Source organism: uncultured Methylobacterium sp. (genome assembly GCF_964244095.1).
GTDB lineage: Bacteria > Pseudomonadota > Alphaproteobacteria > Rhizobiales > Beijerinckiaceae > Methylobacterium.
This window is the reverse complement of the sequence record NZ_CAXTHR010000090.1, coordinates 1-17,711: the sequence shown is the minus strand read 5'-3', so window position 1 is coordinate 17,711 and position 17,711 is coordinate 1. Positions and strand designations below refer to the sequence as shown.

Below are 17,711 nucleotides of genomic sequence, written 5' to 3'. Positions count from 1 at the left end.
GCCGTCGGGCGAGATCATCGAGACGCCGATCATCTCGAACTTCAAGGAAGGCCTCGACGTGCTCGAGTACTTCAACTCCACCCACGGCGCCCGCAAGGGCCTGGCGGACACGGCGTTGAAGACCGCCAATTCCGGCTACCTGACCCGCCGCCTCGTCGACGTGGCGCAGGACGCGGTGATCCGCGAGGTCGATTGCGGCACCGAGAACGGCATCAAGATGCGCGCCATCATCGATGCCGGGCAGGTGGTGGCGACGCTGGCGATCCGCATCCTCGGCCGCGCCACCGCCGAGGATCTGGTGGCCCAGGACGGCACGGTCATCGTCAAGACCGGCGAGACCATCGAGGAGCGCCACCTGCCCGCGATCCAGGCGGCCGGCATCCAGGAGGTGAAGATCCGCTCGGTGCTGGTGTGCCAGACCCGCCAGGGCGTATGCGCCACCTGCTACGGGCGCGATCTCGCCCGCGGCACGCCCGTGAACATGGGTGAGGCGGTCGGCGTCATCGCGGCGCAGTCGATCGGCGAGCCGGGCACCCAGCTCACGATGCGCACCTTCCACATCGGCGGCGCGGCGCAGATCGCGGATTCGTCCTTCATCGAGTCGAGCTTCGAGGGCACGATCAAGATCCGCAACCGCGCGATCGCCAAGAACTCCGACGGCGACCTCATCGCCACCGGCCGCAACGTGGCGGTGGTGATCGTCGGCGCCGACGGGGCCGAGCGGGCGGTGCACCGCCTGCAATACGGCGCGCGCCTGCGCGTCGACGATGGCGACAAGATCAAGCGCGGCCAGCGCATCGCCGAGTGGGACCCCTACACCCGCCCGATCATCACCGAGACCGACGGCACCGTGGTGTACGAGGACATGGTCGACGGTCAGTCGATCACCGAGACCACCGACGAGTCGACCGGCATCGCCAAGCGCGTCGTCATCGACTGGCGCGGCTCGGCCCGCACCTCGGACCTCAAGCCGGCGATGGTGGTGGTCGATGCCGAGGGCAAGCCGTACAAGCTGCCGCGCGGGTCGGACGCGCGCTACTTCCTGCCGGTGGACGCGATCATCGGCTACGATCCGGGCGGCACGGTGAAGGCCGGCGACATCCTCGCCCGCGTGTCGACCGACTCGGCCAAGACCCGCGACATCACCGGCGGCCTGCCGCGGGTGGCGGAGCTGTTCGAGGCGCGGCGCCCGAAGGACGCGGCGATCATCGCCGAGAAGTCGGGCACCATCGCTTTCGGGCGCGACTACAAGAACAAGCGCCGGCTCTCGCTGACGCCGCACGACGGCAGCGAGAACGTCGAGTACCTGATCCCGAAGGGCAAGCACATCCACCTTCAGGACGGGGACGTGGTCGAGCTCGGCGACTACATCGTCGACGGCAACCCGGCGCCGCACGACATCCTGGCGATCAAGGGCGTGGAGGAGCTCGCCGCCTACCTCGTCAACGAGATCCAGGAGGTCTACCGGCTCCAGGGCGTGTCGATCAACGACAAGCACATCGAGGTCATCGTCCGGCAGATGCTGCAGAAGGTCGAGATCACCGACGGCGGCGATTCCGACATCCTGGCGGGCGACCAGATCGACCGCACGGAACTGACCGAGATCAACGAGAAGCTCGTCGCCGAAGGCAAGAAGCCGGTCCAGGGCGTGCCCGTCCTGCTCGGGATCACCAAGGCGTCGCTCCAGACGAAGTCGTTCATCTCGGCGGCCTCGTTCCAGGAGACCACCCGCGTGCTGACGGAAGCGGCGGTCAACGGCAAGGTCGACCATCTGGAAGGCCTCAAGGAGAACGTCATCGTCGGCTCGCTCATCCCGGCGGGCACCGGCTCGATGGTGGCCGACATCCGCGCGGTCGCCCGCCGCCGCGATACGATGATCCTTCAGCAGAAGGCATCCGAGAGCGGCGCCCGTCCGCTGGAAGAGCTACCGCCGGCGGCCGCCGAGTAAGAGGCTTCGCCGGTCCGGACGATGCGAAAGGGGCGGCCCAATGGGCCGCCCCTTTCCGTTTCCGGATGAGACCTGGGCCCGGCCTCGTGGGCCTTGTGCTTCAGGCAGCGGTGAGTCGGGGGAAGAGGGCCAAGCGGAACCATGACCTTGGCCGTTCGTTCTGCGATCATGGAACACGTCAAGTCCACAATCGCCGCGACGGCCGTGATGGTCATGGGCCTGATCACGGCGGCGCATGTCCTGCATCCGCACGATCCTGCGCTGGAGCGACCGCGCGGGACGATGGCCGCGGCCGCCTCCCACAATGCGACGACCTGGAGCGACCCGCCCGCGCGGGAAGCCCCAGCCGCTGCGGCGGCGGCGACCCAGGCGCCCCGTCCCGCGTCGTTCACTCTGCTGTCCAACGCGATGATGGCGAGCCTGCCGGTCGGCGAGACGGCGCTCCAGCCGCGCCGGTCGCGAAAGGCTGAAGCGGGCCGCGGGCAGAAGCTGGTTCAGTTCGCGAGCCGCGGACGTTCCGCCGCCGCCGAGCCGGGCGCGAACCTTCGCACCGCGAAGCCGGACGACGTGAGCGGACAGTCGCGCAAGGCCGCGCAGGGCGACCCGATCGGCGACCTGCTGAAAGGTCTTGGGATCGGACGGGACAGAGAGGGCTGACCACGGCGCGTGCCGCGAACGTATCGCGCGCCGGTTTAGCTTGGATGACTTCGGCGACCGTCGCCCTGCCGAGCGAATCGTCGGAGGATGTCGCTTGCCTGCGCGGTAAGCCGCTGGGCACGCCCGGATTTCAGGGCCGCCCCGATCACCCTGTGCGTGTGAAGCGAAGCATCGCCGCGCCGGCGGGCGACGCCTCCACGATGCTCGAATGCGCCACCTCTTCGCCCTCGAAGGCGGAAGAGAATGGTGCGGCCAAGAGGACTCGAACCTCCACCCCTTGCAGGACTAGCACCTCAAGCTAGCGCGTCTACCAATTCCGCCATGGCCGCATCGGCACCCGTCGGGTCCCGTCCGCTGTGCCGAGTCCGGGGCCGCAGGGCGGCCCGGCGTCCCGGGTGAGCGGCGCAGCGGATACCAGATCGATCCCGATCCCACAAGCGCCGCGTCGCGGCCTTCAGGCCGGATCGAGTCGGCTTTCGAGGAACGGCACGGCTCCGTCGCCGATGGTGACGCCGGGCTCGCGGATCACCTCCGCCTTGCGGATCAGTTCCGTGACCTCGATCGAGATGCGGTTGCCGGTCACCACGATCTGGCCGCGCGCCACCGGATGGTCGTTGGCGAGGATCTCGACCATGTCCGTCTCGGTCGCCTCCAGCTCGATCACGGCGCCGCGGCCCATCCGCAGCAGCATGTGCAGCGGCATGCGGCTGCGCCCGAGCACCACCGTGAGATCGACCTTGAGGTCTTCCAGAACCGCCACGCGCCTTGGGCTCCCCTGCCGTCTCGGCTTGGTCCTCTTGCCACCGGTCCGGACCGATGGGAGGACAGCATCGACACAGGATGGTGAACCCTTGGTAAACGACACCCCGCGCCTCGCGGCAGCGCCCGCGGCCTTCCTGCCGCGGGCGGGCTCCCCGCCGGTGGCGTGGCGGATCAGCGACGAACCGGTCGCCTACGCCGAGGCGGTCGTCCGGATGGAGGCGCGGGCGGAGGCGATCGCGCGGGGGCAGGCGGAGGAATGCGTCTGGCTCCTGGAGCACCCGGCGCTCTACACCGCCGGAACCTCGGCGCGGGCGGCCGACCTCGTCGCACCGGCGCGGTTGCCGGTGCACCGGACGGGGCGGGGCGGGCAATACACCTATCATGGCCCCGGCCAGCGGGTCGCCTACGCGATGCTCGACCTGAACCGCCGCTGCACGGATCTGCGGGCCTACGTCGCCGCCCTCGAAGCCTGGATCATCGCGACGCTCGACGCCTTCAACGTCCGCGCCGAACGCCGCGAGGACCGCGTCGGCGTCTGGGTGCGGCGGCCGGAGAAGGGACAGGCGAACGGGGAGCCCGTCGAGGACAAGATCGCGGCGATCGGCATCCGGGTGCGGCGCTGGGTGAGCTTCCACGGGATCAGCCTGAACGTCGAGCCGGATCTGGCGCACTTCGCCGGCATCGTCCCCTGCGGCATCCGCGGCCACGGGGTGACGAGCCTGGCCGATCTCGGCCGGGTCGTCGGCATGGCGGAGGTCGACATGCAGTTGCGGGCCGCGTTCGAGCCGATCTTCGGGGCGACGGTGGATGAAGCGTGAGGAGCCAATAAGCGGCCGGTGGTCCCTCGCCCTCTTGCGGGAGCGGGTGGCCCCCGGCACTCAGAAATCCGCGTGCAGCCGCGTCGCGAAAAAGTTCGCCGGGCCGCGGTCGCGGTTGTAGGCCGGGTTCACGACCAATTGGTAGTCGAAGGTCAGTGTCACGGTCTTCGTGAGGCCGAGCGCGTAATAGGCTTCCAGCGCGCGCTCGGGGGCGTAGTTCAGGCGCCCGTCGCCGATCAGCAGGCCCAGGCCGCCCGCGGCGAAGTAGGCGCGGTGAGCCGGCGTCAGGCCGTTCATCGTCGCCCCGAGGCCGACGGTGTCGGCAGGCCGATCCCAGGCGGTGCCCTTGAGCGAGACGCCGCCCGAGAGGCTGCGGTCCACGTCGGTGAAGGACAGGCTCTCGCTGCGGCCGTCCGACAGGCTGGCGCGGGCGAAGACGCCAAGGTCGGCGGTCACCGCCTGCTCCAGGTTGACGTAGCCGCCGGTCTTGCGCCGCGGGCGCCGCGTGGCGCCGACCGCGTCGTTGATGTCGTCGAAGGCGCCGGATTGCGTCAGCGCGACCACTTGGCGGTAGTCCGCGGTGTTGCCCTGGTTCGAGAAGAAGCCGATCCGGACGCGGCCCGGCTGCTCCAGCGCCGGCAGGACGTAGCGCCCCTCGAACTCGACGTTGAGCCCCTGGCGGTCGAAGACCCGCGGGTCGAGCACGTCGCTCGATGGCTGCTTCGGCACCTGCGTGTAGGCGGCGCGCACCGCGAACGCAGCCCGATTGTACTCGACGTAGAGCCCTTGCGTGAAGCCGGGGAGGTTGGCCGGGAAGTCCCAGGCGGAGGCCGCCCAGAGCGACCAGTTCATGAAGTCGACGCGGGGGTCGTGGGCGTAGACGTTGCCGTCGAAGAAGTCGCCGAGCGCGAACTTGCCGGCGACCACAGTGATCCGCTCGACGTCGCGCCGGGTCGCGACCTGGTTCGGGCCGTCCGGCACCGCCTCGGTCTCGCCGCCGAGGCCGAAGGTCTGGCGCACGAAGTAGCGGTTCGAGCGCAGCTTCGGGAAGGGCGCGCCGGCCTTCTGCGCCTCGCCGTTGACGAAGCCCGCGACGCCGAGCGTGCGGCTGAGGCCGAAGCCCTGGCTGAACTCGGGGTTGTAGTAGAGTTCGGTGCCCTCCAGCAGCTTGAAGCCGATGAAGGCGGTGGCCGTCGTCGTCGCCTGGGCCTGGTGCGGCACGAGGCTCTGGTCGCCGCGATAGGGCGAGCGGAAGCCCGTCACGCCCTGGTTGACGAAGGTGGTCTGGCCGTGGAGCGAGAACCGGCCGGTGTCGCCGGTATCGGGATCGTGGGGGGCGGTCTCGCCGGCCTCCGGCGGAAGGCGCAAAGCCCCCGGATGCCACGAGAGCCGCGCGAGCATCTGGTTCGAGGTCAAGCCCGCCCGCGTCGTCACGGGGCCGCCGGCGGCCCCCGGCACCGCGCCGAGGTCGAGGCGTCCGCTGCCGCCGAGGTCGATGTAGCGGTAGTCGAGCCCCAGCGCGAGGTTCTCGGTGATCGCGTACTGCACGCCCGCGCCGATCGTGAAGCCGAGATAGCCTCGCTCGGTCCGCGCCGTCGCGGCGGGTCCGCCGGCAAGGTCCGGGTAGGTCGCCAGGAACCGTGTCTCGGCGCCGGCGAGCCCGAAGGTGGCGTAGATCAGCGACCGCTCGAAGGCGTAGCCGAGGCGCGCCCGCAGGGTGCCGTAGAGGTCGGTCTTGGCGCGGATCACGTCGAAGACCGGATCGACCGCCGCGTAGCCGAAGCCGGTCGCGGTCGAGGCGACCGGCCGCTTGAGGTTCGCCCCGGCGAGGTCGGCCTCCAGGCCGTAGAGCCACGGCCCGGCCTGCCAGTTCCAGCCGCCGAACACGCCGCCGACCGCGGTCGTCGCCTCTCGGCTCCGGTCGGAGCGCCCGGTGGCGTCGCCGGTCTTGAAGGCCGGCACCGGCCTGCCGCCGATCGTCGTCGGCCCGAAGCCCAGCGCCCCGAACGAGGCGCCGGCGCTGCCCGCGACCCCGGCATAGCCGCCCGACCAGTCGACGAAGGCGGGCTGGGCCGCACCCGGGGCCGCGAGGTCGGCGGACCAGGCCGCCGCCGGGACGAAGCAGGCCCCGATCAGCAGCGCGGCCCGGCGCGCGCCGGCGCCGCGCGTGACGCCGATATCCGCCTCGTGCCGATGCCGCATCGCCGACCCCCATCCCGTTCGGAAACGGAATATAGCAATTGCTATAAAACCGGCAAGCCCGGCCGGGACGGCGGGCGGGTTCGCGGCGGCGACGTTGCAAAAATGCCCCGCCTGCGATGGCGGCCGCATGACGCGGGGTCGCCCGTGCCCATGGTCTTCGGCCGATGGCCCTCGTACGGGCGGGGCCCGGTGCTACGCCGGCCCGGTCGCGACCGGGCGGCTCGCGTCGGCGCCCCATTCCGACCAGGAGCCGTCGTAGAGCGCGTGCGCGGGGCGGCCGAGGGTCTCCAGCGCCAGCGCAATGATCGCCGCGGTGACGCCGGAGCCGCAGGTGGCGACGACCGGGTGATCGGGGTCGACGCCGTTCTCGGCGAAGACCCGGCGGAGTTCGTCGGGGGACTTGAGGTGGCCGTCGGCGAGCAGCGCGCCGTAATGCAGGTTCCGCGCGCCGGGCATGTGGCCGGGCCGGACGCCGGCGCGGGGCTCGGGCTCCTCGCCGCGGAAGCGCGGGCCGGAGCGGGCATCGACCACCTGCGCCGTGCCGTCGGCGAGCGCCCGGGCGACGTCGTCGGCGTCGGCGACCGCGCCGTGGTCGAGCCGGGCGGAGAAGTGGCGCCGGTCGCGGACCCGCGGCGCGCCGTCCTCGGTGGCGTAGCCCGCCGCGATCCAGGCCGGCAGGCCGCCGTCGAGGACGCAGACGTCGCGGACGCCGAAGGTGCGCAGCATCCACCAGACCCGCGGCGCGGAGAACATCCCCTGACCGTCGTAGACGACGACGTGCAGGCCGTCCCCGACCCCCAGCGCGCGCATCCGCGCGGCGAACACCTCGGGGCGCGGCATCATGTGCGGCAGGCTCGAGTCCGCGTCGCTCATCGCATCGATGTCGAAGCGGATCGCGCCGGGGATGCGCGCGGCGCGGTACTCCGCCTCCGCGTCGCGCCCGGCCGCCGGGAGGTACCAGGAGCCGTCGAGCACCACGATGTCGGGCGCCTCCAGGCGCCGGTGCAGCCATTCGGCGGAGACGAGGGAGGCGTGGGCCATGGTCGTGTCGGCATCCGTTGCAGGCGGTCGTCCACGCCACTCAACCACAGGGCAGGGGCGGATGCACGCGCCCGGAGTCCCGCGCGCCGCCGCATGCTCCCGCATCGCGGGCTCGCCCGTCCGCGGCGGCGGGAAGCGAACCGGCCGCTGGACGCGCCAGACCCTGGAGGCTGCGCCCGGTTGCAACCGGTGCGGGGCGGACTTGTTTCCGTCGTGAACAAGGCCAGTTATAACAACACGATGATGCTGCCGCTCCGGCTTACGGCCGGACCCGCGCGGACCGGTCTCCTCGACGCCACGGACGATCGTGCGGTGCGGAGTCGGCTTATCGCGGGGCGGCTGTCCCGAACCTTCACCACCTGCCGGGCTGCCTTCGGCGCCAGCATGAGATTCCGCGAGCAGTCAGTGCGATGAACCAAGTCGTCCGCATGTCCCAGATCGGCGATGCCGAGACCGTCAAGGAGCCCTCGGCCGAGTTGCGCGTGCCGTTCGCGCAATCGGGCGCCTTCGTCTGCAAGTTCATCATCGGCGAGCCGAACGACCGAGCGATGTGCTGCGGCGCGCCGGTGGCCGACGGCAAGAGCTGGTGCGCCTTCCACCGCCGGATCGTCTTCGAGCCGACCCGCCCCGGGCGAATCCGCTGACCGCACGTCCTGCGGGCGCGGCTGCTCCCGCCGAGGGCGGCGCCTAATCGAGATCGTCCTCGCGCGCGTAGGGCCGGTAGGTCCGCAGGCTCCGGCCGTCCGGGAACCGGAGCGAGCGGGCGCGGACGACGAGGTAGCCCGCCGCCTCGGCGGCGGCGATCCGGCGCGCCCGGTCGTCTTCGCCGGCGAAGAACGGGTCGCCGCCGTAGGCGCGCTCCTCGATACGGCCAAACGAGGTCGGTCGCCGATCGGAGGAGCGATGCGGTCGCGCCTCGACGAAGCGGGGTGCAGCGGTTCGGTGCGGCGCCGGCTCGGCCATCCGGCGTCGATCGGCGCTGCGTGCGCCGACGCCCCGCGGACGCGTCGGCGTCTCGGCGACCGCGCGAGGCCGCCTCGGCTCCGTCCGCGCCGCATGACGTGCCGCCGACGACGCGATCGGGGACGGCTTGGTCCCGGTCGTCCCGGCCTCGGCAGCCTTGACCTCGGCCGCCTTCCCGTCACCGCCCCGCGCGCCCTCGGGCTTGGCCTCGCCCGTCCTCTCGGCGGCGGGCGCGACGGTCGGCGGGCGCGGCGCTGCCGGGACGGCGTTGCGGGCGGGCGGGTCGGTCCAGGCGCTGCCGGCGGCCGGCTGCGCCGCGAGCGGGGATGCGCCGAGCATCACGCCCAGAAGCAGGGCCGCTGCGAGGGTTTCACCGGTTCCGATCGGCATCGCGCACTCCCAAGACTGGCGGCTCCGGGGCGGGCATCTCCGAAGACTGCCGATAAAACCGTAACGAGATCTTGAGGATGCGTCCACGCGGATCGTCGTGGCCGGTGCGGGGATGCACAAGGGGGCCGGCTGCGACGCCGCTTCCGCTTGTCCCCGGCCCGCCGCCGGCCGACATGCGGCGGCGATGTCGGCCGCCGTCCTCGCCCTCCTGCGCACGATCCTCCTCGGCATCCTCGTGCTGTTCCTGCTGCCGCTCGCGAGCCATGCGCTGTGGTGGGCGATGCGCGGGAACGGCGCGGGCGACGGCTCGGCGGCCGACTGGTCGAGCGCCGGCCTGCTTCCCGCGCCGCGGTCGGCGACCGGGGCGATGGTGCGGGTCTACGCCGCCCGCGTCGGTCGCTGGCGGGGCATCTTCGCCCATCACACCTGGATCGTGGTGAAGGCGGCCGGCGCGCCGCGCTACACCCGCTACGACGTGGTCGGCTGGGGCCGGCCGGTCCGCACCGACGGTTGGGCCGCGGACGGGCGCTGGTTCGGCAACGCGCCGGAGCCGGTGCTGGCCCTCGACGGCCCGGCGGCCGAGGTTGCGATCCCGGCGATCAACGCGGCGGTGGAGAGCTACCCGCACCGGGCGCCCGGCTCGTACCAGGCGTGGCCGGGGCCGAACTCGAACACCTTCGCCGCGCACGTGCTCGCCCACATCCCCGACAGCGGCGTCACCCTGCCGCCGACCGCGCTCGGCAAGGACTGGGCGCCGCTCGGCAGCTTTGCCGGGATCACCCCGAGCCGCACCGGCCTGCGCCTCTCGCTGGCCGGCTATGCCGGGCTGACGCTCGGCTGGGTCGAGGGCATCGAGATCAACCTGCTCGGCACCGTCGCCGGCCTCGACCTGCGCCGCCCGGCGCTGAAGCTGCCCGGCTGGGGCCGGATCGGGGTGCCCGCGTGACGCGCGGGCTTCCCGACGAAGCAGGCTTTCGTGGCTTCGCCAACGAAAGCCTGCTTCGATCTCCTTGGTGCCGCATCATTGTTCTCGGGCGAACCGGCGGCCACTTCGCGCAATGATGCTTAGGCGGACGCCGGCGGGTCGCAGGAAAGCACGTCGAAACAGGACCTCGCAGCCGAGGCCGCTATTCGGCCGGCACCCCGTGCCCGTCCGGCGCCCGGCCCGCACCCGGCTCGGCCGCCGCCCGTTGGCCGGCGAGCACGTCCTTGCGACGGAACAGGCGCATCACGACCACAAAGAACGCCGGCACGAAGAAGACGGCGAGGACGGTCGCCGAGATCATGCCGCCCATCACGCCGGTGCCGATCGCCTGCTGGCTCTTCGAGGCGGCGCCGGTAGCGATGGCCAGCGGCACCACCCCGAAGATGAAGGCCAGAGAGGTCATCACGATCGGGCGAAAGCGCAAGCTGGCGGCCTCGATCGTGGCCGTCACGATCGAGGTGCCGGGCTTCCACAGATCCTTGGCGAACTCGACGATCAGGATCGCGTTCTTGGCCGACAACCCGATGATCGTGATCAGCCCGATCTTGAAGTAGACGTCGTTCGGCAGCCCCCGGAGATACAAGGCCGCCACCGAGCCGACGACGCCGAGCGGGATCACCATCAGCACCGAGAACGGGATCGCCCAGCTCTCGTAGAGCGCGGCGAGGCACAGGAACACGATCAGCACCGAGAGGGCGAGCAGCAGCGAAGCCTGGGAGCCGGCCTGCTTCTCCTGCTGCGACTGGCCGGTCCAGGTGGAGCCGAAGCCCTTCGGCAGTTGCTGCGTCAGCCGCTCCATCTCCGCGATCGCCTCGCCCGAGGTGTAGCCGGGGTTCGGCTCGCCGGTGATGCGCACCGACTGGTAGCCGTTGAAGCCGACGATCTGCTGCGGACCCATGCCCCATTTCAGGTCGGCGAAGGAGGACATCGGCACCATCGTGCCGGACGCGTTCTTCACGCCGTAGTTCAGGATGTCGGCGGCCTGCATGCGCTGGAGATCCTCCGACTGGACGATCACGCGCTGCATCTTGCCCCGATTCGGGAAGTCGTTGGTGTAGAGCGAGCCGAGGTTGACCTGGATCGTGGCGTTGATGTCCTCGAACTTGACGCCGAGCGCCGCCGCCTTCTCGCGGTCGACGACCAGCTCGGCCTCGGGCGCCGGCGGCAGGCCCTCGACCTTCATCTTCCGGAGCAGCGGGCTCTTCGTCGCGAGCTTGAGGAGCTGTTCCTGGGCGGCGAGCAGCGCCGCGTAGCCCTTCTGGGCCCGGTCCTGGAGGCGGAACGAGAAGCCCGCCGCGTTGCCGAGGTTGTCCACCGGCGGCGGCTCCTGCGCGTCGACGATCGCGTCGCGGTAGCCGCCGAGCGCCGCATTCGTGCCGGCGACGAGGGCGGCCGCCGTGTTGGCCGCGTCGCGCTCGTCCCAGGGTTTCAGCGTGACGAAGGCTTGGCTGGTGTTCGAGCCCTGGCCCGAGAACGAGAAGCCGTTCAGCATCGTCACGGTGGCGACGCCGGGTTGCGCGAGCAGGTGTGCCTCGACCTTGCGCACGGCGCCTTGCGTGCGGTTGAAGGAGGCGCCGGGCGGCGTCTGGATGTCGACGGTGAAGAAGCCCTGGTCCTCCAGCGGCAAGAAGCCCTCGGGCAGGCGCGCGAAGGCGAAGGCGACGCCCGCCAGCAGCGCGAGGTAGACCAGCATCACCCGGCCGGACTTGGCGATGAACCACGCGGTGCCGCGGCCGTAACGCTTGGTCTCGCGGGCGACGAGGCGGTTGAACCAGCCGAACACGCCGCCCTTGGCATGATCGTGGCCCTTGGCGATCGGCTTCAGCAGCGTGGCGCAGAGCGCCGGCGTCAGCGACAGGGCGAGCAGCGCCGAAAACGCGATCGCGGTCACCATCGCGATCGAGAACTGGCGGTAGATGATCCCGACCGAGCCGGGAAAGAACGCCATCGGGATGAACACCGCGACCAGCACCAGGGTGATGCCGATGATCGCCCCGGTGATCTGGTCCATCGCCTTCCTGGTCGCCTCCTTCGGCGCCAGCCCCTCCTCGGCCATGATCCGCTCGACGTTCTCGACCACGACGATGGCGTCGTCGACGAGGATGCCGATGGCCAGCACCATGCCGAACATCGTCAGCACGTTCACCGAGAAGCCGGCGAGCAGCATCACCGTGCAGGTGCCCATCAGGGCGATCGGCACGACGATGGTCGGGATCAGGGTGTAGCGGATGTTCTGTAGAAACAGGAACATCACCACGAACACCAGCACCACCGCTTCGACCAGCGTATGCAGCACCTTGGAGATCGAGGCCTTCACCGCGGGCGTGATGTCGTAGGGGATGTCCCACTTCACGTTGGCGGGGAAGAACTGCGACAGCTCCTGCATCTTGGCGCGGATCGCCTTGGCCGTTTGCAGCGCGTTGCCGTCGGGGGCGAGCGTCACCGAGATCCCGCCCGCCGGGCCGCCGTTGAGGCGCGTCGAGAACTGGTAGGCGTCGCCGCCGAGCTCGATCCGCGACACGTCGCGCAGCCGCACCGTCGAGCCGTCGGAATTGGCCCGCAGCACGATCGCGCCGAAATCGTCGACGCTGTTGAGCTGGCCCTTGACGATGATCGGGGCGGTGATCGCCTGGCTGTACGGGCTCGGCTGCGCGCCGACCGCGCCCGAGGCCACCTGGACGTTCTGGTTGCGGATCGCCTCGGTCACGTCCTCGGCGTTGAGCGAGAGGCCGCGCAGCTTGTCCGGGTCGACCCAGATCCGAAGGGATCGCTCGGTGGAGTACAGCGTCGCGCGGCCGACACCGGGGACGCGGCGGATCTCGTTGATGACGTTGCGGATCAGGAAGTCGCCGAGACCGATCTCGTCCATTGTGCCGTCGGTGGAGACCAGCGTGATGATGTTGAGGGTGGCCGCCGACGCCTCCTCCACCAGGATGCCCTGCTGGCGGACCTCCGCGGGCAGGCGGGCCTCCACGCGCTTGAGCCGGTTCTGCACCTCGACGGAGGCGAGCGCCGGGTCGGTGCCGGGCTGGAAGGTCGCGGTGATATTGACGGCGCCGAACGAGTCGCTGGTCGATTCGAAGCTCAGGATGTTGGCAGCCCCGTTGAGCTCGTCCTCGATGAGCCGCGTCGTGCCGGTGTAGAGGTTCTCCACCGACGCGCCGGGATAGGCCGTCGACAGCGCGATTGAGGGCGGGGCGATCACCGGATACTGCGCCACCGGCAGCAGCGGCAGGCTGAGCGCGCCGCCGAGGATGATGAACAGCGCGATGACCCAGGCGAAGACCGGCCGGTCGATGAAGAAGCGTGCCATGGGGTGTCCGGATCAGCCTGTCGGGAGGACGGAGGGCGTCAGCGCGCCTTGGCCTGGGTCTGGTGCCCGGCGGCGCTGGCTTCTTTCGCCTTGGCCTCGTTCTCCGCGACCTCGTCGGCGTCCTGCGGCTTGGCCTCGGCCGTCTCCGGACGCGGGGCGTGGTCGATCGCCTTCACCTGCTGGCCGGCGGCGATCTTCTGGAAGCCCTCGACCACGACCCGCTCGCCGGGTTTCAGCCCGCTGCGGATCAGCCAGTCGGTGCCGACCACCGGGCCGACCGAGACCGTCTGGCGCACGACCGTGTCGCCGTCCTTGACGACCCAGACCTCGGCCTTGCCGTCGTCGGTGCGCTGGATCGCCTGCTGCGGCACGGCGATGGCGTCGGAATCGATGCCCTGCTTGATCCGGGCGCGGACGTACATGCCGGGGAACAGCTCGTCGTGCGGGTTGGGGATCTGCACCCGCAGCGTCACCTGACCGGTGCTCGGGTCGGCGGTGACGTCGGAGAACAGGAGCTGGCCGGCCAGCGGATAGAGCGCGCCGTCGTCCATGATCAGGTGGACGTTGGCGGAATCGCGCTCCAGGCGGGACAGCTCGCCGCTGGCGAGGTCGCGCTTCAGCTTGTTCAGTTCGCCGACCGACTGGGTGATGTCGACGTAGATCGGGTCGAGCTGCTGGATCGTGGCGAGCACCCCCGTGATGCCGGATTCGATCAGGGTGCCCTCGGTGAGCAGCGCCCGGCCGATGCGGCCGGAGATCGGCGCGCGCACATCGGTCCAGTCGAGGTTGAGCCGGGCGCGGGCGCGGGTCGCCCTGGCGCCGGCGACCTCGGCCTCCGCCTGCTTCTTGCCGGCGAACGCCGTGTCGAACTGGGCCTGGCTCGCCGACTGCCGGGTGAGCAGGGTCTCGAGCCGCTCGGCCTGCTGGTTGGCGAGCACCAGGGCCGCCTCCTGGCGGGCGAGCGCCGCCTCCGCGCTCATCAGCTCGACCTGATAGGGGGCCGGATCGATCTTGTAGAGGACGTCGCCCTCCTTCACCTGGCTGCCCTGCTCGAACAGGCGCCTGACCACGAGGCCGGAGACGCGGGAGCGCACCTCGGCGATTCGCATCGGCGCCACGCGGCCGGGAAGGTCGCGGACGTAGGGGATCGCCTGGGGCGCCACGGTGACGACGCTCACCTCCGGCGGTGGGGCGGGCACCGGGGCGGCGGCCTGCTTCTGGTTGCAGGCCGACAGCGCCGTCAGAAGCACGCCGAGGCCGAGCGCGGCGGCGCGCCTCCGGGGGGCGGCAAGAAAGAGGGTCAAGGTCACGTCGCTCCTGCGAAACGCATCTCGGAAGGGGTCTAGAGCCGTGCCCGACCACGTTGGGTCGGGCACGGCTCTAAGTCTTTGTTTTAAAGTGCTTCCTTGCGACGAACCGGTATCCGCTTCGTCGGGAAGCACTCTAAGCAGGCTCGCGTTGGCAGGCCAACGCTTCGCCCGCTTAGGTCCTTGATCTGTCGCAGGTTTTTTTCGCAAAACCGCGGGGCACTTTTGCGAAACCTGCTTAGGACGAGGATCGGCGATCTGATGGGGAGGATCGGCCGTGTGGTTTGCCGGACCTGCACGACGCACCGTCGGCGCCCGGACGCGACCGCGTTCGGGACAGGCCGTGTCGCGGGCAACGTGCCCCGGACGATGCCGATCCTCGCAGGACATCTTGGCGATCGCGCGACGGGCGAAGCATCGCCCATGCCGCGGTCATCGGACGCGCGGTTCGGCCCTGCGAAGCTTCAGGCGGAGCGAAGCCTCAAACCGACCTGGGGGGCCGATCCGGCGGCAGATGCGCCCGCACGGGCAGGGCGGCCGCCACAGTCGGGCGGACGCCGGTTGCCGGGACGGGGGGCAGGACGCTCGACTCCGGCTCGACCGGGCACGGCTCGTCGATCGGATCTTCGGCATCGGCGGCGACCGGCACGGCGAAGCGGTCAAGGGACGGAGCACCATCCAGGGAGGTGAGGCTCGCTACAGTGCTCGCGCTCGCGAGCCGATCGGCGATGGACCCCGAGGCCGGCAGCCGGGGCAGGGCGGCGGCCAGCAGCAGCGCCAACGCGACGAGACCCAAGCACAGCATGGCGCGAAGCGGCACGCGTCCGTCGGCGTCCACGCGGCGCGGCGCGTCGGTTTCAGGGGTAAGCGTCACAGGCCGGCATAAGGGACTGGCCGCGCGGCGGCACAACCGCCTGCGACATTCTGTCGAGGGTCTCGGAACATCGGCGAGGGACCGCTTCGCCACAGGGCGTCCGGGACCTGGCGACCCGTCCTCGGGCGCTCCGATGGGACTTGGTCTCCGTCCGGGAGACTGTTGCCGCGATCCCACAGGCATCCCGCTCCGGAGCATCGCCCGGCGGATCGTCCGCGGCGTGCCGCAATGCCGGCTTATCCGGCGCCGGAGATCAGGCCCGCACGCTCGGAGACTCGAATGACACGACGCATCGCGACCCTGTGCCTCGCGGCCGGCCTCGCTCTCGGGGCGGGCGCCGCGCGGGCGAACCCGCTCGACAGCGGCCCGCTCGCCGACTTCCTGAACGTCTTCCGCACCCAGGCCATCCCGCGGGAGACCGTGGCGTGGACGGGCGCGGAGAAGCCCGGCACCGTCGTGGTCTCCACGCGCCGGCGCCGGCTCTACTACGTGCTCGGCGGCGGCGCGGCTGTGCGCTACGGCGTCGGCGTCGGGCGGCAGGGCTTCTCGTGGTCGGGCGAGAAGACGGTGACGATGAAGCGGGAATGGCCGGCTTGGCGCCCGCCGGCGCAGATGCTCGCGCGCCGCCCGGACCTGCCGCGCTTCATGGCCGGCGGCCAGGACAACCCGCTCGGCGCGCGGGCGCTGTATCTCGGCTCGTCGCTCTACCGCATCCACGGCTCGAACGAGCCCGAGACGATGGGCGCCGCGGTCTCGTCGGGCTGCATCCGCATGACCAACAAGGACGTGGTCGACCTCTACGACCGCGTCCGCGTCGGCACACGGGTGATCGTGCGCGACTGAGGCCGCATCGCACGCGCGCCGGGCCGCTACTTCGGCATGAAGGCCCAGTAGTCGAGGTCGAGGATCACGCTCGGGTCGTAGCCCGCGCCGACGCGGCCGGGATGGGCGCCGCAGGGCTGGTCCTTGGTGGCGAACGTGCGCAGGCGCAGCAGGCCGACATCGCCGCGGCCGGTCTCGGCCCTGTCCAGCACCTCGCTCCAGGCATGGACCGTGTCGCCGGCAAACAGCGGCGCCACGTGCCGGCCGGCGTTGATGCCGGCGAGCGCGAAGGCGTTGGCCAGCCCGTTGAAGCTGAGGGCGCGCGCCAGCGAGATCACGTGGCCGCCGTAGATCAGCCGCCGGCCGAAGCGCGTCGCCCTGGCCGACAGCGCGTCGAAATGGACCTTTGCCGTGTTCTGGTAGAGCCGCGTCGCGATCTGGTGCTCGGCCTCCTCCACGGTCATGCCGTCGACGTGGTCGATCCGCTCGCCGATCGCGTAATCGGAGAACCGGTGCGGGCTGCCGGCGAGGGCGAGGTCGTAGGCGGAGATGTCGAGGGCGGGCAGGGCGCCGGCGAGGCTTGCCGGATCGACCACCTCGGCGAGGTCCGGCACGTGCTCCCCGGCGATGACGGCCGCCGGGTCGCGCTTGCGCACCAGCACCCAGCGGCAATAGCTCAGCACCGTTTCGCCCGCCTCGTCCGAGCCGACCGAGCGCACGTAGACCACGCCGGTCTGGCGGTTGGAGCTTTCCTTGAGCCCGATCACCTCGGAGACGGTGGACAGCGTCGCGCCCGCGTAGACCGGACGGTGGAAGCGCCCTTCCGCGTAGCCGAGATTGGCCAGCGCGTTCAGCGAGATGTCGGGCACGGTCTTGCCGAACACCATGTGGAAGATCAGCCAGTCGTCGAGCGGGCTCCTCGGATAGCCGATCGCCCGCGCGAAGGCGTCCGAGGATTGCACCGCGAAGCGCGGCCCGTAGAGCGCGGTGTAGAGCGCCGCGTCGCCGCCGGTCACCGTGCGCGGCGTCGCGTGGCGGATGGTCTGCCCGAGCCGGAAATCCTCGAAGAAGCGGCCGGGATCGGTCTTCATGGGCGGCCTCCCCGTCCGGGCGGGCGTCAGCGGGCGTGGATGCGGGCGTCAGCGGACGTAGATGCGGGCGTCAGCGGGCGTAGATGGAAGGGTCGGCCGGCACGAACTCGTGCAGCAGGCGGCTGACGAACAGCAGCAGCAGGATCAGGATGATCGGCGAGATGTCGACGCCGCCGAGGTTCGGCAGCAGGTTGCGGATCGGGCGCAGCACCGGCTCGGTGATCCGGTAGAGCACCTCGCCCACCTGCGCGACGATCGGGTTGCGCACGTTCACCACGTTGAAGGCGACGAGCCAGCTCAGGATCGCGCTGGCGATGAGGACGTAGATGAAGAGCTGGACGATCGTGTCGAAGAGCCAGATCAGGGAGTTCATGCGTGAAACACGTGTCCTCGTGCGTCCGCGCGGAGGGCCGGAACGGCGACGCGACGGCAATCGGGAATTGACAGTTCGACGGACGCGAGCCTACAACGCCGGCGCCTTGGGACGGGGCTGTAGCTCAGATGGGAGAGCGCCGCAATCGCACTGCGGAGGTCAGCG

14 protein-coding genes, 1 tRNA gene and 1 pseudogene are annotated in these 17,711 nt (G+C 70.9%); 6 read left to right on the top strand and 10 right to left on the bottom strand.

Annotated features, from left to right (window positions below; genetic code table 11):
* Both ACFE86_RS14510 and ACFE86_RS14505 read left to right on the top strand, forming a co-directional pair.
* A pseudogene (locus ACFE86_RS14510) lies at nucleotides 1-1,948 on the top strand (DNA-directed RNA polymerase subunit beta'); the annotation flags it as partial.
* Nucleotides 1,949-2,095: 147 nt separating this feature from the next.
* Nucleotides 2,096-2,605, top strand: a complete 510-nt coding sequence (locus ACFE86_RS14505) for a hypothetical protein (RefSeq protein WP_375456036.1) — start codon at nucleotides 2,096-2,098, stop codon at nucleotides 2,603-2,605.
* Nucleotides 2,606-2,849: 244 nt separating this feature from the next.
* On the opposite strand, the gene ACFE86_RS14500 is transcribed toward ACFE86_RS14505, so the two are convergent.
* Nucleotides 2,850-2,934 (bottom strand) — tRNA-Leu (locus ACFE86_RS14500).
* 125 nt (nucleotides 2,935-3,059) lie between these two features.
* On the bottom strand, nucleotides 3,060-3,365 hold the full coding sequence (locus tag ACFE86_RS14495) for a FliM/FliN family flagellar motor switch protein (RefSeq protein ID WP_375456035.1): 306 nt from the start codon (nucleotides 3,363-3,365) through the stop codon (nucleotides 3,060-3,062).
* A 91-nt stretch (nucleotides 3,366-3,456) separates the two neighbouring features.
* Here ACFE86_RS14495 and lipB point away from each other — a divergent pair, with 91 nt between their 5' ends.
* A complete protein-coding gene (gene lipB, locus ACFE86_RS14490) occupies nucleotides 3,457-4,185 on the top strand; it encodes a lipoyl(octanoyl) transferase LipB (RefSeq protein WP_375456034.1) in 729 nt (242 codons plus the stop codon).
* 60 nt (nucleotides 4,186-4,245) lie between these two features.
* On the opposite strand, the gene ACFE86_RS14485 is transcribed toward lipB, so the two are convergent.
* Together ACFE86_RS14485 and sseA are read right to left on the bottom strand one after the other, a co-directional pair.
* Nucleotides 4,246-6,387 (bottom strand): carbohydrate porin, encoded by a 2,142-nt coding sequence (locus ACFE86_RS14485; RefSeq protein ID WP_375456033.1) that lies wholly within the window; start codon nucleotides 6,385-6,387, stop codon nucleotides 4,246-4,248.
* Between the two features lie 192 nt (nucleotides 6,388-6,579).
* The gene (gene sseA, locus ACFE86_RS14480) at nucleotides 6,580-7,428 is read right to left on the bottom strand and encodes a 3-mercaptopyruvate sulfurtransferase (protein WP_375456032.1); all 849 of its coding nucleotides are present in this window, start codon (nucleotides 7,426-7,428) and stop codon (nucleotides 6,580-6,582) included.
* Nucleotides 7,429-7,838: 410 nt separating this feature from the next.
* Here sseA and ACFE86_RS14475 point away from each other — a divergent pair, with 410 nt between their 5' ends.
* Complete coding sequence (locus ACFE86_RS14475; RefSeq protein WP_375456031.1) at nucleotides 7,839-8,072, top strand: hypothetical protein; 234 nt, start codon at nucleotides 7,839-7,841, stop codon at nucleotides 8,070-8,072.
* A 43-nt stretch (nucleotides 8,073-8,115) separates the two neighbouring features.
* Here ACFE86_RS14475 and ACFE86_RS14470 read toward each other — a convergent pair whose 3' ends face one another.
* Nucleotides 8,116-8,781, bottom strand: a complete 666-nt coding sequence (locus ACFE86_RS14470) for a hypothetical protein (protein ID WP_375456030.1) — start codon at nucleotides 8,779-8,781, stop codon at nucleotides 8,116-8,118.
* A gap of 184 nt (nucleotides 8,782-8,965) precedes the next feature.
* Here ACFE86_RS14470 and ACFE86_RS14465 point away from each other — a divergent pair, with 184 nt between their 5' ends.
* Nucleotides 8,966-9,727: a DUF3750 domain-containing protein gene (locus tag ACFE86_RS14465; protein ID WP_375456029.1), complete on the top strand. Its 762-nt coding sequence runs from the start codon at nucleotides 8,966-8,968 to the stop codon at nucleotides 9,725-9,727.
* Between the two features lie 181 nt (nucleotides 9,728-9,908).
* Here ACFE86_RS14465 and ACFE86_RS14460 read toward each other — a convergent pair whose 3' ends face one another.
* The 3 genes from ACFE86_RS14460 to ACFE86_RS14450 all read right to left on the bottom strand — a co-directional run bounded on the left by ACFE86_RS14460 (nucleotide 9,909) and on the right by ACFE86_RS14450 (nucleotide 15,224).
* On the bottom strand, nucleotides 9,909-13,079 hold the full coding sequence (locus ACFE86_RS14460; RefSeq protein ID WP_375456028.1) for a multidrug efflux RND transporter permease subunit: 3,171 nt from the start codon (nucleotides 13,077-13,079) through the stop codon (nucleotides 9,909-9,911).
* Between the two features lie 38 nt (nucleotides 13,080-13,117).
* Nucleotides 13,118-14,383, bottom strand: a complete 1,266-nt coding sequence (locus tag ACFE86_RS14455; RefSeq protein WP_375456027.1) for an efflux RND transporter periplasmic adaptor subunit — start codon at nucleotides 14,381-14,383, stop codon at nucleotides 13,118-13,120.
* 484 nt (nucleotides 14,384-14,867) lie between these two features.
* Entirely contained in the window at nucleotides 14,868-15,224 is a 357-nt protein-coding gene (locus ACFE86_RS14450; protein WP_375456026.1) for a hypothetical protein, read from the bottom strand.
* A gap of 315 nt (nucleotides 15,225-15,539) precedes the next feature.
* Here ACFE86_RS14450 and ACFE86_RS14445 point away from each other — a divergent pair, with 315 nt between their 5' ends.
* The gene (locus tag ACFE86_RS14445) at nucleotides 15,540-16,103 is read left to right on the top strand and encodes a L,D-transpeptidase (RefSeq protein ID WP_375456025.1); all 564 of its coding nucleotides are present in this window, start codon (nucleotides 15,540-15,542) and stop codon (nucleotides 16,101-16,103) included.
* A gap of 26 nt (nucleotides 16,104-16,129) precedes the next feature.
* On the opposite strand, the gene ACFE86_RS14440 is transcribed toward ACFE86_RS14445, so the two are convergent.
* Together ACFE86_RS14440 and ACFE86_RS14435 are read right to left on the bottom strand one after the other, a co-directional pair.
* Complete coding sequence (locus tag ACFE86_RS14440) at nucleotides 16,130-17,173, bottom strand: MaoC family dehydratase (protein ID WP_375456024.1); 1,044 nt, start codon at nucleotides 17,171-17,173, stop codon at nucleotides 16,130-16,132.
* Nucleotides 17,174-17,243: 70 nt separating this feature from the next.
* Nucleotides 17,244-17,546 (bottom strand): YggT family protein, encoded by a 303-nt coding sequence (locus ACFE86_RS14435; protein ID WP_375456023.1) that lies wholly within the window; start codon nucleotides 17,544-17,546, stop codon nucleotides 17,244-17,246.
* Between the last annotated feature and the right edge of the window lie 165 nt (nucleotides 17,547-17,711).

Excerpts from the sequence above, each read along its gene's own strand:
- ACFE86_RS14485 (WP_375456033.1), bottom strand. The coding sequence starts at position 6,387 with ATGCGGCATCGGCACGAGGCGGATATCGGCGTCACGCGCGGCGCCGGC.
- ACFE86_RS14445 (WP_375456025.1), top strand. The coding sequence starts at position 15,540 with ATGACACGACGCATCGCGACCCTGTGCCTCGCGGCCGGCCTCGCTCTC.
- sseA (WP_375456032.1), bottom strand. The coding sequence starts at position 7,428 with ATGGCCCACGCCTCCCTCGTCTCCGCCGAATGGCTGCACCGGCGCCTG.
- ACFE86_RS14475 (WP_375456031.1), top strand. The coding sequence starts at position 7,839 with ATGAACCAAGTCGTCCGCATGTCCCAGATCGGCGATGCCGAGACCGTC.
- ACFE86_RS14470 (WP_375456030.1), bottom strand. The coding sequence starts at position 8,781 with ATGCCGATCGGAACCGGTGAAACCCTCGCAGCGGCCCTGCTTCTGGGC.
- ACFE86_RS14440 (WP_375456024.1), bottom strand. The coding sequence starts at position 17,173 with ATGAAGACCGATCCCGGCCGCTTCTTCGAGGATTTCCGGCTCGGGCAG.
- ACFE86_RS14465 (WP_375456029.1), top strand. The coding sequence starts at position 8,966 with ATGTCGGCCGCCGTCCTCGCCCTCCTGCGCACGATCCTCCTCGGCATC.
- ACFE86_RS14435 (WP_375456023.1), bottom strand. The coding sequence starts at position 17,546 with ATGAACTCCCTGATCTGGCTCTTCGACACGATCGTCCAGCTCTTCATC.
- ACFE86_RS14460 (WP_375456028.1), bottom strand. The coding sequence starts at position 13,079 with ATGGCACGCTTCTTCATCGACCGGCCGGTCTTCGCCTGGGTCATCGCG.